At 48.3% G+C, this 13,759-nt stretch carries 15 protein-coding genes; 7 read left to right on the forward strand and 8 right to left on the reverse strand.

What is annotated here, in order from left to right; genetic code table 11:
* Window positions 1–214 precede the first annotated feature (214 nt).
* The gene (gene epmB / locus ACN0R8_RS13000) at window positions 215–1,195 is read right to left on the reverse strand and encodes an EF-P beta-lysylation protein EpmB (RefSeq protein ID WP_417598099.1); all 981 of its coding nucleotides are present in this window, start codon (window positions 1,193–1,195) and stop codon (window positions 215–217) included.
* 134 nt (window positions 1,196–1,329) lie between these two features.
* Here epmB and efp point away from each other — a divergent pair, with 134 nt between their 5' ends.
* Complete coding sequence (gene efp / locus ACN0R8_RS13005; protein WP_417598101.1) at window positions 1,330–1,896, forward strand: elongation factor P; 567 nt, start codon at window positions 1,330–1,332, stop codon at window positions 1,894–1,896.
* 89 nt (window positions 1,897–1,985) lie between these two features.
* Window positions 1,986–2,966 (forward strand): elongation factor P--(R)-beta-lysine ligase, encoded by a 981-nt coding sequence (gene epmA / locus ACN0R8_RS13010; protein ID WP_417598103.1) that lies wholly within the window; start codon window positions 1,986–1,988, stop codon window positions 2,964–2,966.
* A gap of 85 nt (window positions 2,967–3,051) precedes the next feature.
* Here epmA and asd read toward each other — a convergent pair whose 3' ends face one another.
* Window positions 3,052–3,966 (reverse strand): archaetidylserine decarboxylase, encoded by a 915-nt coding sequence (gene asd / locus ACN0R8_RS13015; protein ID WP_417598105.1) that lies wholly within the window; start codon window positions 3,964–3,966, stop codon window positions 3,052–3,054.
* A 9-nt stretch (window positions 3,967–3,975) separates the two neighbouring features.
* A complete protein-coding gene (locus ACN0R8_RS13020; protein ID WP_417598107.1) occupies window positions 3,976–4,806 on the reverse strand; it encodes a sulfurtransferase in 831 nt (276 codons plus the stop codon).
* 292 nt (window positions 4,807–5,098) lie between these two features.
* On the opposite strand from ACN0R8_RS13020, the gene motA reads away from it, so the two are divergent.
* Both motA and motB read left to right on the forward strand, forming a co-directional pair.
* The gene (gene motA, locus ACN0R8_RS13025; protein ID WP_417598109.1) at window positions 5,099–5,950 is read left to right on the forward strand and encodes a flagellar motor stator protein MotA; all 852 of its coding nucleotides are present in this window, start codon (window positions 5,099–5,101) and stop codon (window positions 5,948–5,950) included.
* 11 nt (window positions 5,951–5,961) lie between these two features.
* A complete protein-coding gene (motB, locus tag ACN0R8_RS13030) occupies window positions 5,962–7,137 on the forward strand; it encodes a flagellar motor protein MotB (protein ID WP_417598111.1) in 1,176 nt (391 codons plus the stop codon).
* Between the two features lie 145 nt (window positions 7,138–7,282).
* Here the strand turns inward: motB and ACN0R8_RS13035 are convergent, their stop codons facing one another.
* Together ACN0R8_RS13035 and rsgA are read right to left on the reverse strand one after the other, a co-directional pair.
* Entirely contained in the window at window positions 7,283–8,101 is an 819-nt protein-coding gene (locus ACN0R8_RS13035) for an NAD-dependent protein deacetylase (protein ID WP_417598113.1), read from the reverse strand.
* 23 nt (window positions 8,102–8,124) lie between these two features.
* Complete coding sequence (rsgA, locus tag ACN0R8_RS13040) at window positions 8,125–9,165, reverse strand: small ribosomal subunit biogenesis GTPase RsgA (protein ID WP_417598115.1); 1,041 nt, start codon at window positions 9,163–9,165, stop codon at window positions 8,125–8,127.
* Between the two features lie 333 nt (window positions 9,166–9,498).
* Here rsgA and orn point away from each other — a divergent pair, with 333 nt between their 5' ends.
* Window positions 9,499–10,056, forward strand: coding sequence for an oligoribonuclease (gene orn, locus ACN0R8_RS13045; protein WP_417598117.1), 558 nt, complete (start codon window positions 9,499–9,501; stop codon window positions 10,054–10,056).
* An 83-nt stretch (window positions 10,057–10,139) separates the two neighbouring features.
* Here orn and ACN0R8_RS13050 read toward each other — a convergent pair whose 3' ends face one another.
* Window positions 10,140–10,562: an organic hydroperoxide resistance protein gene (locus tag ACN0R8_RS13050; protein ID WP_417598119.1), complete on the reverse strand. Its 423-nt coding sequence runs from the start codon at window positions 10,560–10,562 to the stop codon at window positions 10,140–10,142.
* Window positions 10,563–10,693: 131 nt separating this feature from the next.
* Between ACN0R8_RS13050 and ACN0R8_RS13055 the strand changes: the two genes are divergently transcribed.
* Together ACN0R8_RS13055 and ACN0R8_RS13060 are read left to right on the forward strand one after the other, a co-directional pair.
* Window positions 10,694–11,149: a MarR family winged helix-turn-helix transcriptional regulator gene (locus tag ACN0R8_RS13055; RefSeq protein ID WP_417598121.1), complete on the forward strand. Its 456-nt coding sequence runs from the start codon at window positions 10,694–10,696 to the stop codon at window positions 11,147–11,149.
* A gap of 143 nt (window positions 11,150–11,292) precedes the next feature.
* Window positions 11,293–12,288 carry a rhodanese-related sulfurtransferase gene (locus tag ACN0R8_RS13060; protein WP_417598122.1) on the forward strand — a complete coding sequence of 332 codons (996 nt, stop codon included), beginning with the start codon at window positions 11,293–11,295 and terminating at the stop codon, window positions 12,286–12,288.
* A gap of 29 nt (window positions 12,289–12,317) precedes the next feature.
* On the opposite strand, the gene ACN0R8_RS13065 is transcribed toward ACN0R8_RS13060, so the two are convergent.
* Window positions 12,318–12,965: a DNA-3-methyladenine glycosylase I gene (locus ACN0R8_RS13065; protein ID WP_417598124.1), complete on the reverse strand. Its 648-nt coding sequence runs from the start codon at window positions 12,963–12,965 to the stop codon at window positions 12,318–12,320.
* A 155-nt stretch (window positions 12,966–13,120) separates the two neighbouring features.
* Window positions 13,121–13,687 carry a HupE/UreJ family protein gene (locus ACN0R8_RS13070; RefSeq protein WP_417598126.1) on the reverse strand — a complete coding sequence of 189 codons (567 nt, stop codon included), beginning with the start codon at window positions 13,685–13,687 and terminating at the stop codon, window positions 13,121–13,123.
* Window positions 13,688–13,759: the final 72 nt, after the last annotated feature.

The following is a 13,759-nucleotide window of genomic DNA, read 5'->3' on the forward strand; positions in this document are numbered from 1 at the left end:
CGGCTGACTGCGTAAGCAAGCAGCCCAAAAGAACCCCGCTTCCAAGAAGCGGGGTTTTTTTATGCCTGGGATTTATGTTTGTATACTTGGGAGAAAGGCAGAAAGGAAATTCCTTAAAGCTTATGTACTCTGCGCACCGTCTCACTGATAAGACGGTGCACTGGGGCATTTCTGCCTGAACTTCTCGGTGGTGGCTTAGAACAATAATGTTCTGTTAAAAGAGTAACGTTTTGGATACTTTGCCAGGCTCTTCCCGAGTTAGCTTAGGAACCAGAAAGCCCGGTAACTCGCCCTGGAGTTCACGCCAGATTTTTATAAGCTGATGATCCGGCACGTCAAAGTGACTTGCTCCCCGTACAGGGTCAAATGCATGCAGGTAGTAGGGTAAAATACCGGCGTCAAAAAGCGATTCGCTCAGATCTTTTAATACCTGAACACTGTCGTTAATTCCCTTAAGGATGACAGACTGATTCAGTACCGTCATCCTGTTATCTTTAAGCTTACTGACAGCTGCTGCTACCTGATCGTCAATTTCATTACTGTGATTGATATGCAGAACCCAGACGACTTTAAGTCGACTCTGGCTGAGCAGGCTGACAAGCTGATCAGTAATACGCTGAGGGATGACGACTGGCAGCCTGGTATGAATTCTGAGTCGTTTAATATGGGGCACAGCTGCAAGCTGTTCTACCAATTGTTGTAGGCGGCGATCTGGTGTTGCCAGAGGGTCACCTCCGCTGAGTATCACTTCGTTCACCTCTTTTTTTGCCTGCAGATACTGGATGACCTGATCAATACGATCATTAGACAGCCCGTTGTCCTGGTAGGGAAAGTGCCTGCGAAAACAGTAGCGGCAATTAATAGCACAGGCTCCTGATCCGACTAAGAGTACCCGGCTTTTGTATTTATGGATGAGCCCCGGAATTGGGTTGCTATCCATTTCCTCCAGAGGATCTGTTATGTAGCCGGGAACTTTAAGGGATTCCTGCTGCATAGGAAGTATTTGAAGCAGTAAGGGGTCATCTGGATTCCCTTTTTCAATACGATCAAGGTAAGGCTTAGGCGCGCGGAGCTCAAATAGTTGATGACCGCTCTCGGCACCTGGTAAAAATGATTTAGGTAGCTCCAGGTACGAAATTAATTCTGTCGCAGAAATAAGGCTCCCTTTTATAAGAGTCTGCCAATCGCTTTCCACGGGCTTTTCATGTGTTTTATTGGCAGTAAACTGCACAGAGGATTCAGAAACAGGTATCATTGGCAACCAGATTTTGTTGATCAGGAAAGGTCGTCTGCCTTTCCGACTAAATTAAGAGATATTGGTGATATTTTATGGCGAACTATTCTACCAACGAATTCAAGTCGGGTCTTAAGGTAATGCTTGAGGGCGATCCGTGCTCCATACTGGAGAATGATTATGTTAAACCAGGTAAGGGGCAAGCCTTTAACCGTGTGAAGCTGCGTAACCTGAATACCGGTCGTGTATGGGAGCGTACCTTTAAGTCAGGGGAAAGCCTAGAAGGTGCCGATGTTATGGAATATGACATGGAGTACCTCTACACCGATGGTGAATTTTGGTATTTCATGGCGACAGATGGTTCTTTTGACCAACACCCGGCGGATGAAAAAGCGGTTGGTGAAACGGTTAAATGGTTGAAAGAGCAAGAAAAGTATACAGTAACTCTGTTTAATGGCGCTCCGATCTCAGTAACCCCACCAAACTTTATTGTTCTTGAAGTGACGGAGACTGATCCGGGTCTGAAAGGTGATACCGCTCAGGGCGGTTCCAAACCGGCTACTTTGGTAACCGGAGCGGTTGTGCGTGTTCCTCTGTTTGTGAACATTGGCGACAACCTGAAGATTGATACCCGTACTGGTGACTATGTAAGCCGTGCTTAAATAACGCAGTGCTCCAGTAAAAATAACCGGCTCAGGCCGGTTTTTTTCTTTCTGCTTTACCGCTTAAAAAATGACTTGTGAGACGTGGCATGACACAGAAACAATCGTTTTGGAAACCTTCAGCCAGTATTGAGAACCTTCGTTTGCGTGCTGATCTGCTCAGGCATATCAGAAACTTCTTTGAAGAGTGTGGTGTTCTTGAAGTACAAACACCGGTTCTTGGCCGAGCAGGAAGCACAGATGCTTATCTGAGCTCTATGCAGAGTCGTTGCTCGGGTGGTGGCTTAAATGAGCCGTTGGATCTTTATTTGCAAACATCTCCTGAGTTCCATATGAAGCGATTGCTAGCTGCCGGTAGTGGTGCTATTTGGCAGCTGTCGACCAGTTTCCGTAACGGGGAATATAGTGAACGGCATAATCCTGAGTTTGCCATGCTGGAATGGTATCAGCCGGGCTATGATCTGCATGAGCTGATGGCGGAGGTCCAGGCGCTGATTTCAGAAGTACTTGAGGTCGAACGCTTTAGCTGCCAAAGCTATCGGTCACTGTTTCGTCAACATCTTGATGTTGATCCGTTTACCTCTGAGCTATCTCAATTACAGCGGTTGTCCCATGATAAAACGGGAATCACTGCGGAAGACCTAGATCGGGATGCTTGCTGTGATCTTTTAATGAGTGGTTGTATTGAGCCTTTGCTGGGACGTGATGAAATAACCTTTGTTATCGATTACCCTGCCTCTCAGGCAGCACTTGCCAAGGTGAAAACGGATGATGAAGGTGATCAGGTTGCGGCCCGGTTTGAGTGCTACTATCAGGGTATCGAGTTGGCTAATGGTTATCATGAGCTGACGGATGCCAAAGAGCAGGCAAAACGCTTTGCGGCAGATAATGAACAAAGACAAGCCCTGAGTCTACCAACGGTGACGGTGGATCAGTACCTTATTGATGCTCTGGATTCGGGGATACCGGAGTGTGCGGGTGTTGCACTTGGTTTTGATCGCTTGCTGATGCTTAAGGCCGGTGCTGAGCGACTGTCAGATGTGATCAGCTTCAGTATTGATCGAGCTTAGCCCGCAGTTTTGAGCTGCTTTTCAGGGATAAAAAAGCGTAGCCAACAGAGCTACGCTTTTTATTTTGGGCTTGTAAGGCTAGAGATTACTCTGTTTCAGAGGTTTTTGCGTCAGGGGATGCGCTTTCAGGCTTATCTGAGTCTGTCAGGAACTGGCCGAAGTATTCACCCATAAGGGTTGGAGTGCCTGCTTCGAAGCGATCGAGAAATTCTGCCATCTCAGGGCCATATAACATGACAATGGTTGAGCCTAACTTAAAGCGACCCAATTCGGCCCCTTTCTCCAGAGTAATCGCCTGAGGTTGCTCAGAGTAGTTACTGACAGCGACTTCGCGGTTCAGTGGTGTTACCTGACCACTCCAAACTGTTTCAATGCTGGCAACGATCATAGCCCCAACTAGCACCATCGCCATTGGGCCATACTCGGTATCAAAAATTGCAACAACACGCTCATTGCGGGCAAACAGGCCGTCAACATTTTCTGTGGTTGCAGGATTGACCGAAAAAAGACGCCCCGGTACATGCACCATTTGGCGGAGTGTACCGGTTACCGGCATATGGATGCGGTGATAATCTTTTGGCGACAGATAAATCGTTGCAAACTTTCCGCCCATGAAAGGCGCAGCACGCTCGACATCACCGCCGAGCAGTTCCAGTACGGAGTAGCTGTGCCCTTTCGCCTGAAAAATACGACCATAATCAATGTCTCCCAGCTGACTTACCGTACCATCAACGGGGCAGGCCATGCTGTTTTCCAGCGCCACGACCGGACGGACATCATTCTTCAGCGGGCGGGTAAAGAACTCATTAAAGCTCTCGTAGGCTTTTGGATTTGGCTGGTCAGCCTCCTCCATATCCACCTTAAATGTTTTGATAAACTGGCTAATCAGGGTATTTTTCAGCCAGCCAATACGGCTCTGGGCCAGAAACCCTACCAGCCGGGAGATAAGATGGTGAGGAAGTGGGTACTGAATTGCTGCAAACAACGTCTTTTTATTCACGTATGAGCCTTAGGTTTCAATCGGTGTGTCGGAGCGGTTGCCCCATTCATTCCAGGAACCGTCATAAGCGCGAACCTGCTTAAAGCCAAGTATTTTACCTAATAACCAGGTAAAACCCGAGCGGTGATGAGATTGACAGTAGGTGGCAATTTCCTGATCTATGTTTAGTCCCTTAGTTTGCAGCTCAGTGATAATCTCAGCCATATCACGAATGCGGAGTCCGTTCTCCTTATCCATCGCTTCTGTCCACTCATAGTGAATGGCTGTTGGAATGTGCCCTGCACGCTCTGCTTTAGACGATGTTCCTTCATACTCGCCGCGGGAACGGGAGTCCCACACTGCAAAATCTTCGGTACCAATTTTGGATTTTAGCTCATCAAGCTCTATACGTTCATGCAGATTGATATACTCTGCTTGGTAGTGACTGGCTTGCGGTAAGCTTTCCTCTTGGTCCTGGGCTTTGCCATCAGCACGCCAGGCAAGGATGCCGCCATTAAGGTAGGAGTAACGGGCGTGACCTATAACATCAAGAGTCCATAGTAAGCGTCCTGCCCAGCCACCACCTTCATCATCATAGGCGACAACATGTGTATCCCGGTTCAGCCCCAGCTCAGAGAAAAGAAGGCTGAGTTGCTCCTGCGTTGGTAATTTGTTCGGGACAGGACTATGGCCATTGAAAAGACGTCGATAGTCCAGAAAAATTGCACCGGGGATATGTCCATTATCGTAGCTTTCACGGGAGCAGGACACATCAATAACCAGCAGATTTGTCTTACCCAAGTTTGCCTCCAGCTGATCGGAGTCAATCAGAAGGCTTAGCAGGTTGTCTTCAGAGCTCATTTTCTTCTCTCATTAGGACGTAGTATTAGTGAATTGATACCATTGTGCTTACAAAAAATAAAGTTTCATGAATAATGTTACTTTCTTCGGTAGCATAGAGGGTGCACAATGAAGCAGGGGTATTCAAGGGTTGGCAATCACTTTTAAAAGTGATTTACAGAGAACTAGGCCCTGTTGTGTTTATTACCTGACCAGACTATTAAAGATATTGTTCTTTTGGACGATAATTGTTCTTCCGAGTGTAGAGTGTAAAGCAGATTGCAGCTGTCTTGACAGAGTTAAGGATCCTGACATGTTATTGATTATTGGTACATTAATTGTTCTGGCCAGTGTAGGTGGTGGTTATGTGCTGTCTCATGGTTACCTGCCGATGCTCTGGCAGCCGTACGAGATGATTATTATTTGTGGTGCGGCCTTCGGTGCTTTTGTGATAGCCAACAGTAAGCATACTATCGTCGAAGTGATGAAGAGTGTCCCTAAGCTCGTTATGGGTTCCGGTTTTAACCGGGATTTTTATATGGATCTTCTAAGCTTAATGCATGACCTTTTTGCCAAGATTCGCAAAGAGGGCATTATTGCAATTGAGGAGGATATTGAAGACCCTGACAGTAGTGCGGTCTTTAATGGTTATCCCGCAATTGTAAAGCATAAAGAATTGGTTGAGTTTGTTTGTGATTATGTACGTCTTATCAGTTCCGGCAATATGCAGCCCCATGAACTGGAAAGTTTAATGGATGCAGAGATCGAAACCTTGCAGCATGAAATGTCTGAGCCTGCCCATGCGGTAACCAGTGTTGGTGATGCCCTGCCTGGCTTTGGTATTGTGGCGGCAGTTTTGGGTATCACGATCACTATGAAAGACATTGCTGCCCCGCCTGAGGTTCTTGGCTTACACATTGCAGCGGCTTTGGTGGGTACTTTTCTCGGTATTTTACTTTCTTATGGCTTTGTGAGCCCCATGGCTGCGGCGATGAACAATGAAGTTCATGAAAAGATCAAAGCGTTTGAATGTGTTAAAGCTTGCTTGATTGCGAATATGAGCGGTCTGGCGCCTCAGATGTCTATCGAATTTGGTCGTAAGATGTTGTTCTCCAGTGTTCGACCCAGCTTTAATGAGCTGGAAGAACATGTACGTTCCCGCTAACGGAGTCCGGCATGGAAGAACAAAATAATATTGTCATTAAACGTGTTAAGAAAGTTGCCGCTGGTCACCATGGCGGTTCCTGGAAGATTGCGATGGCAGACTTTGCTATTGCGATGATGGCCTTTTTCCTTCTTATGTGGCTATTGGCTAACACAACAGAAGATCAGAAAATCGAACTGGAACAGTTTTTCTCAGACCCTGTGGGCTATATGGATAAAGTTGGGCGGTTAACCCCAATCGACCTAGGTGGTTCACCTTCAATCATCAAACAGATTAACACCAGTGCAGATACGGAGCAGATCGAGCAGGCGCAGATGCTGAACAAGGATGACCCGGAACAGCTTGCTGCGAGTATTGAGTCTAATACCGAAGTGATGGATTCTCTGCAAAGTGTGTTGATTAAAACTGTTAGTGAAAGTGAGACACTACAGAAGTTTAAAGATCAGCTTTCTATTGATATACGCCCGGATGGCCTGCATATCCAGATCGTGGATAATAAGCTGCGTCCTATGTTTGACCCGGGTAGTGACAAGATCAAAAATTATTTTGCTGAGATTTTGCTGCAACTGGCTCCTGTTATTTCTCAGGTAAACAATAAGATCAGTGTTAATGGGCATACGGATGCAGCTGCTTTTGGTGATACTGATTACTACAGTAACTGGGAGCTTTCCTCTGAGCGTGCCAACGCTGCCCGTCGTATGCTCATTGAAGGTGGCTTGCCTCAGAATAATGTCGCCCAGGTGGTAGGTTACTCCAGCTCGCAGCTCTATAAGCCGGATGATCCTTTAGATCCAATCAATCGGCGTATTGAGATCGTCGTTATGAATAAGCCTGTAGAGCGTGAACTGAGCCCGGATACTATCCCGGAAGGCAATGGGGTAGAGGCTGGTGGTGAAAGTGAGCTGGATGAGGCTGAGCGTTTGTTAAACGAATCTCCTTTTCAGGAGATCCCTCGTTATAATCCACTGGATACAAATAACGTTATCCGTCCTAACCGAGCAGAAAGTAGCTATGGTACGGAACGGCTTGGGCCTGGCGGAGAACCTATAGAGCAAGCGAGACCGAGAGCATCATCGCAACCTGAGGCAACGCCTGAGCAGATTGCCCCTGAAGAGGTTCTCAACTCTCTGAACGGTCTGCTATCTCAACCGGACTCTCCTTATGTTCCTCCTCCGGAAGTAGAGTAGTCACTAAGGAGGCAGGGATTTGCGTATGGGCGAAAGGGTGGCCCAGTCAAGTCTCTGCCTGCTTTGAAATAAATACCATCAATACTGATATCCTCTATTGAGAGTATGTCAGTTTGAGTCTTTCGGATTCAGAAATGGCTTAGGGCTAGAGGCTTAGCTGCCGCGTCAGGTCTTTCAGTGTTGGTCCGATAGCCGCATCTACTTTTAACTGAAGAATATCATCGGCCCGGGTTTTCCCCAGTGTCAGAGCTGCCATAGGTTTATTGCGTTCTTCGGCATAGCGACAGAAGCGAAAGCCGGAAAACACCATTAATGATGATCCTATGATCAGCAATCCATCGGCCCGATCCAGTGCCTCTGAAACCCGGTTTACCCGCTCTCTGGGTACATTATCACCAAAGAATACGACATCAGGTTTAAGAATGCCGGAGCATTGCGGGCAGGCGGGAACTTTAAAATCAGAGAAGTTCACTTCCAGGTCGGCATCGCCATCAGGTGCCGTATCGGCGGAGTAACCGGTAAATTCAGGATTAAGCTGCGCACTCTGGTTATGAATCTGATCTCTTTTAGCTCTGTAATTACAGCTCATGCAGATGACTTCATCGGAGCGACCATGCAGATCAATTACATTCTGACTCCCTGCCTGCTGGTGCAGCCGGTCAACATTTTGTGTGACCAGGAGTTCAACATGCCCCATGGTTTCCAGCATAGCTAATGCGTTGTGTGCTGTATTCGGCTGAGCATCTCTGATAACAGGCCAGCCAATCAGGCTGCGTCCCCAATATCGCTGGCGAACCGACTCACTTTTCATAAAGTCGCCATGTTGTACAGGTTGTTTGCGTTTCCATTGGCCTTTCTGATCCCGGTAATCGGGAATACCGGAATCGGTGCTGATTCCGGCTCCGGTAAGAATTAACAGGCGAGGATGCTTCTGTATAAATTCAAACAATCGGTCATAAGACATGATGTTATCCGTTTTTGGTCCGATTAGAATTCATCCAGAGATGCAATAATGCGGTGATAGCTGTCAAAGCGTTCAGGGCTTATCTTACCTGCTTCAAGTGCCTCCCGAAGGGCGCAACCTGGTTCCTGGCGGTGAGTGCAATCACGGAACTTACAGCCTCCCAGCAGGCCATCGAACTCCCTGAAGCCTTCTGCGACTTGGCGTTCATCAATGTGCCAAAGGCCAAACTCACGAATCCCCGGCGAGTCGATCAGATCGCCTCCATCCGGTAAATGGAACAGCATGGCCGTGGTTGTGGTGTGCATGCCTTTGCGGGTTTGCTCTGAGAGCTCACCAACACGCAAATTGATGCCTGGTAGCAGAACATTCACCAGAGAAGATTTGCCCACACCGGATTGGCCGACAAAAACACTGACGCGATTATCCAGTAATTGGTTCAGCACCGTCAGACCATCTTCATCGACGGTGGATGCCGTCAGTACCTTATAACCGATATTCTGATAGCGCTCTGCCATTTCCAGCAGGCGAGGTGCATTGTCAGCATTTAAAAGATCAGTTTTATTTAACAGCAAAACCGGCTCAATACCGGTGCTTTCAGCGGCGACAATATAGCGGTCGATCAGGTTCGCATGGGCATAAGGCTCAGGGGCAAAAACGATCACAATGTAATCGATATTCGCTGCTACGGGTTTCAGCTGACCGCGAGTATCCGGCCGCATCAGAGCATTTTCGCGCTCAAGGCGCGCCACGACAACACCATCACCATCTGGGCCGGGCCGCCAGACAACTTTATCACCCGTTACCAGTGCATCGATATTGGCACGCATGTAGCAGCGGTGAACCTTCCCCTGATACTGCTTGTCATGGTCTGCGCTGGTTGTGCCTTCGACATCAACCTGACGGCCATAATGAGCGATGATCTGGCCTTCCTGTTCCGTACCAAGCTCTCCGGCGCTCAGCTTCTCATCAATCTCCTGATCTTTACGACTGACCCGGGATGCCCGCTCTTTTTGAATTTTCTCAACACGCCATTGCTGACGGCGATTTAATTTACGTTTGCTCATGGATGTGGGTTATCACTATTTGATAAGGCGCTGCTGAATGAGATTCTGATTCTAACATAATCGACAAAAACCCCCTTATTTTTAGCCTAAGCTAAAAACCGCTACCGAAAGTATGTTAACTGGTGGCGGGCCCTTCCGACGAAGGATAAGGATTAACACTGAAAATAATAGGCGCAACATTGGGTTTGTCTGATAAATATCCTTATACTTTGCAGCAACATAAACATTAACGCTAAATTGACTAATATTCTCTCTGATCGACAAGCCAGAATCAGGCACAGCCTGTGGTGATCGCTGTCGGTTAACTGTTAAGAGAAAGGAGCCCCGGGCACTATGGCACAGGCAGCAGAATCGAAAAAAAAGAGTAATCTGATCTGGATCGATCTGGAGATGACGGGCCTTGAGCCAGAGCGCGATACCATTATTGAGATCGCCACCGTTGTTACCGATCCTGAATTAAATATCATCGCCGAAGGCCCGACTTTTGCGATTGCTAAACCAAAGGCTGTCATGGATGAAATGGGTGAGTGGTGTACTAAGCAGCACGGCTCTTCAGGGCTTACTCAGCGAGTGCTTGAAAGTACAACCAGCATGCAGGAAGCAGAGCAGAAAACGATAGAGTTTTTGCTGCAGTATGTTGAGCCGGGTGAGTCGCCAATGTGTGGTAACAGTATCCAGCAGGATCGCCGTTTTCTTGTCAAAGAGATGCCGCGTCTGGAGAGGTTGTTTAACTACCGGCATCTGGATGTGAGTTCTTTGAAAGTTCTCGCGAAGAACTGGTATCCGGAGGTGGCAAAAAGTGTTCAGAAAGGTGGTTCTCATTTGGCAATGGATGATATCAAAGACTCCATCAATGAGCTTAAGCATTACCGTGAGCATATGCTGAAATAAGCAGTTCAGTAGAGATTAAGGCAAAAGGCGCATTCTTATGCGCCTTTTTACTTTATGCCATATCTGAATATGATAGGCAGTACTTAGATTGCCGCGCCGTTAACGCTAACCTGAACATCAATGTTGCCCCGGATTGCATTGGAGTATGGGCAAACCTGATGGGCGGCGCGTACCAGATTCAGAGCTGTTTCCTGCTCGAGGTCCAGTGTTACCAGCAGCGCAACGGCCAGGGCAAAACCTCCACCATTATTCGGGCCTATACCAACTTCAGCGGTGACAGGCGCTTCGTTTAGTTTCACTTTGGCTTCGCGGGCAACATGCAGAACTGCATTTGAAAAGCAGGCGGCATAACCGGCAGCAAAGAGCTGTTCCGGGTTAGTCGCATTGCCGGCGCCGCCCATCTCTTTCGGGTAGGTCAGGCTGACCTCCAGTAAACCATCATCTGTTTTCACCTGGCCATTACGACCAGCAGATGCTGTTGCTGATGTGTTGTAGATTGTTTGCATGGGATGAACTCCTGATTATTTTGATGAAATTAAGTTGTGCACAATTTAATTGCTAGCAACTATATTTCGACCATAGGGTTGTTTGCAAGTATATTGTGCGCAATTTAATTGATCGGTTTGAGGCTATTTATATGTCATCAGTTGATAATTCAGAGGCAAACAGCAGTTTACTTAAGCTGGATAATCAGCTCTGTTTTTCTCTTTATAGTGCGACAAATGCCATCACCCGGGCTTATCGCCCCTTATTGGATGCACTGGACCTGACCTATCTGCAATACATGGCGATGATGGTACTTTGGGAAGAGCAGAAGGTCAGCGTGAAACGATTGGGTGAGCGCCTGCATCTGGATTCTGGTACGTTAACGCCGCTACTGAAAAGACTGGAAGCAAAGACCCTGATTGTCCGGGGCCGCAGCCCCGATGATGAGCGGGTGCGTGTGATCACTCTGACGGATGCGGGGCAGTTGCTTAAGGTTCGGGCCGAGACGGTACCGGAGCAGGTTATTTGCCAGACTTGTATGCCGCTTGATGAGCTGACGCAGATGAAATACTTATGTGATCAGCTGCTGAAAAACCTTACTAGCTGATTGTGTTCAGTGCTTCCAGTTTTAGCAGAGATCATTACAATGGCGCCTTGTTAATATACCTGATTAAAACCATAGGTTTTTCATGGGTACTTTCTGATCAATATAATGCGGCGGATTTACGATTCGTTTAGCAGGAGAAATCGATGATTACTGTTTGTGCGCTCTATAAGTTTGTTCGTCTCGACCACTTTGAGTCCCTGCGTGAACCTCTGCATCAGGTGATGCTGGATCATGGGGTAAAAGGTACTCTGCTACTGGCTGCTGAAGGTATTAACGGTACGATTGCCGGGCCGGCAGACGGTATCAAAGCAGTTCTGAACTGGCTGGCGCAGCAACCTGACCTGGCCGATATTGTCACTAAAGAATCCTTCCATGAGGAAAACCCGTTCAACCGCACCAAGGTGAAGCTGAAGAAAGAGATTGTCACCATGGGCGTTGAGGGTATCGATCCTCGCCATGTAGTGGGTACTTACGTTCAGCCGAAAGACTGGAACGCCCTGATCTCAGATCCTGAGGTACTACTGGTGGATACCCGTAACGACTACGAGGTTGAGATCGGAACGTTTAAAGATGCACTGAATCCAGATACTGAGACCTTCCGCGAGTTTCCGGATTATGTCAAAGAGAACCTGGATCCGGCCAAGCACAAGAAAGTCGCCATGTTTTGTACCGGTGGTATTCGCTGCGAAAAATCTACGGCCTATATGAAAGAGCAGGGCTTTGATGAGGTCTATCATCTGGAAGGCGGTATTTTGAAATATCTGGAAGAGGTGCCGGAAGAAGCGTCACTTTGGCAGGGCGAGTGCTATGTTTTTGACGGGCGCGTATCGGTGAATCATCAGCTGGAGAAAGGCCTGTATGATATGTGTAATGCCTGCCGTTTGCCGATTACCGAAGAAGACAAAGCGTCGGATAAATATGAGGCCGGTGTCAGCTGTCCGAAATGTCACGGCACCCACACTGAAGAGCAGCTGAAGCGTTTTCGTGATCGCGAAAAGCAGATTCAGCTGGCCCGTGTCCGTGGTATTGAACATGTGGGTGGCGAAGCCAAGACCCATGCGGAACTGAACCGTGAACTGAAGCAAAAGCAAAAACAGCAGCAGAAAGAGAAGCAGGCCAAACAGGCAGCCGCTAAATAAGCGGCTACCTGCTAACGGATCGCAAAGCCCTAGCTCTGTGTGAGCAGGTTTTTTTTCAGATTGGCGCGTGCTTCTAGAACGGCATCGCGCTTGAAGCAGCCTTCTAAGTGATCGTTCACTAAGCCCATCGCCTGCATAAAGGCATAGCAGGTTGTTGGCCCGACAAATTTCCAGCCTCGCTTTTTCAGATCTTTGCTGAGTTGTTTTGAAAGTTCTGTTTGGGCGATGGGGCTGATGCTTGCGTAATCTGCCTGCGCAGGCCGCTGCTCAGGGCTGGCCTCGTAATGCCAAAAATAAGCCGCCAGGGAGCCAAATTCCTTCTGCAGCTCAATTGCCCGTTTCGCATTATTGATGGTCGCTTCGATCTTACCCTTGTGCCGGATAATCCCTGCGTCTAGCAGTAAGTTATCCACATCCTGCACCGTGAATTGCGCGACCTTATGAAAATCAAAACCTGCAAACGCGGCCCGAAAATTCTCCCGTTTACGCAGAATGGTGATCCAGCTTAGCCCTGCCTGAAAGCCTTCCAGACAGATCTTTTCAAACAAACGAATATCATCTGTAACTGGAAAACCCCATTCGGTATCGTGGTAGTTGCGGTACAGCTCATCATTTTCACCGCACCACCAACAGCGTTTAACACCGTGAGTATCTGTTATAAGCCCTGCGTCTGCCATCCGGAACCCTCTGTCGTCATTAGTCTGGCAAGAGAATGCATTGGAACAAAATAATTATCTACAGAGAAAGAGACTTTGTTTGCCGGTATCGGAAAACCGTTGGGCGGATAAGCGCTCACCTTTGTTCAAATAAGAGCAAAGGTGAGTGGTTAGCTTTAAACCGCGAGCACAACTCCTGTCAGAGCGATCAGGCCGCCGGCAATCTCGGCACGGAAGGCTTTCACTTTCTGGATCAGACCGATACCCGTCAGATGCAGTGCCATTGTAGCCACGCTAAAGCCCAGCAGGTAAGTGCTTAGCAGTGCACCGGATGGAAGCTCTGCGCCGTGAGCGGCCCCATGGAAAATAGCCATTGCTGCAACCAGCAGGGAACTTACTGGAGTGCTGAAGCGAGCCGAAAATGCCACCAGCAGGCCTGCAATAATCACAGATGCGCTGATACCGGCTTCCACGAACGGGAACTGTACACCTGCTGCTGCCACAACAGCAGCTAGCAGCATCATGCCCACAAAGGTTACGGGCAGTTGCCAGCGGGCGTTACCCCCCATTTTTGCGGCCCAGATACCCACCGCTAGCATCGCCAGCAGGTGATCGAGCCCCAGCAGCGGGTGCGTTAAACCGGCCATCAGGCCGGAAACCTCGTGGCCGGTGTGGGCCATGGCTGAGGTTGGTAGCAGGCTGGCGCCCATCAGTAGTGCTTTGGAAAGTGTTGTCTTCTTCATCCTGATTGTCCTTTTGAAACAAAAATACGTTGGCGTTGTTCGGGTTCGTCATCGGGTTTTCTATTACCCGGC

The sequence above is a fragment of the Oceanospirillum sp. genome, from assembly GCF_048265165.1.
Classification (GTDB): domain Bacteria; phylum Pseudomonadota; class Gammaproteobacteria; order Pseudomonadales; family Halomonadaceae; genus Oceanospirillum.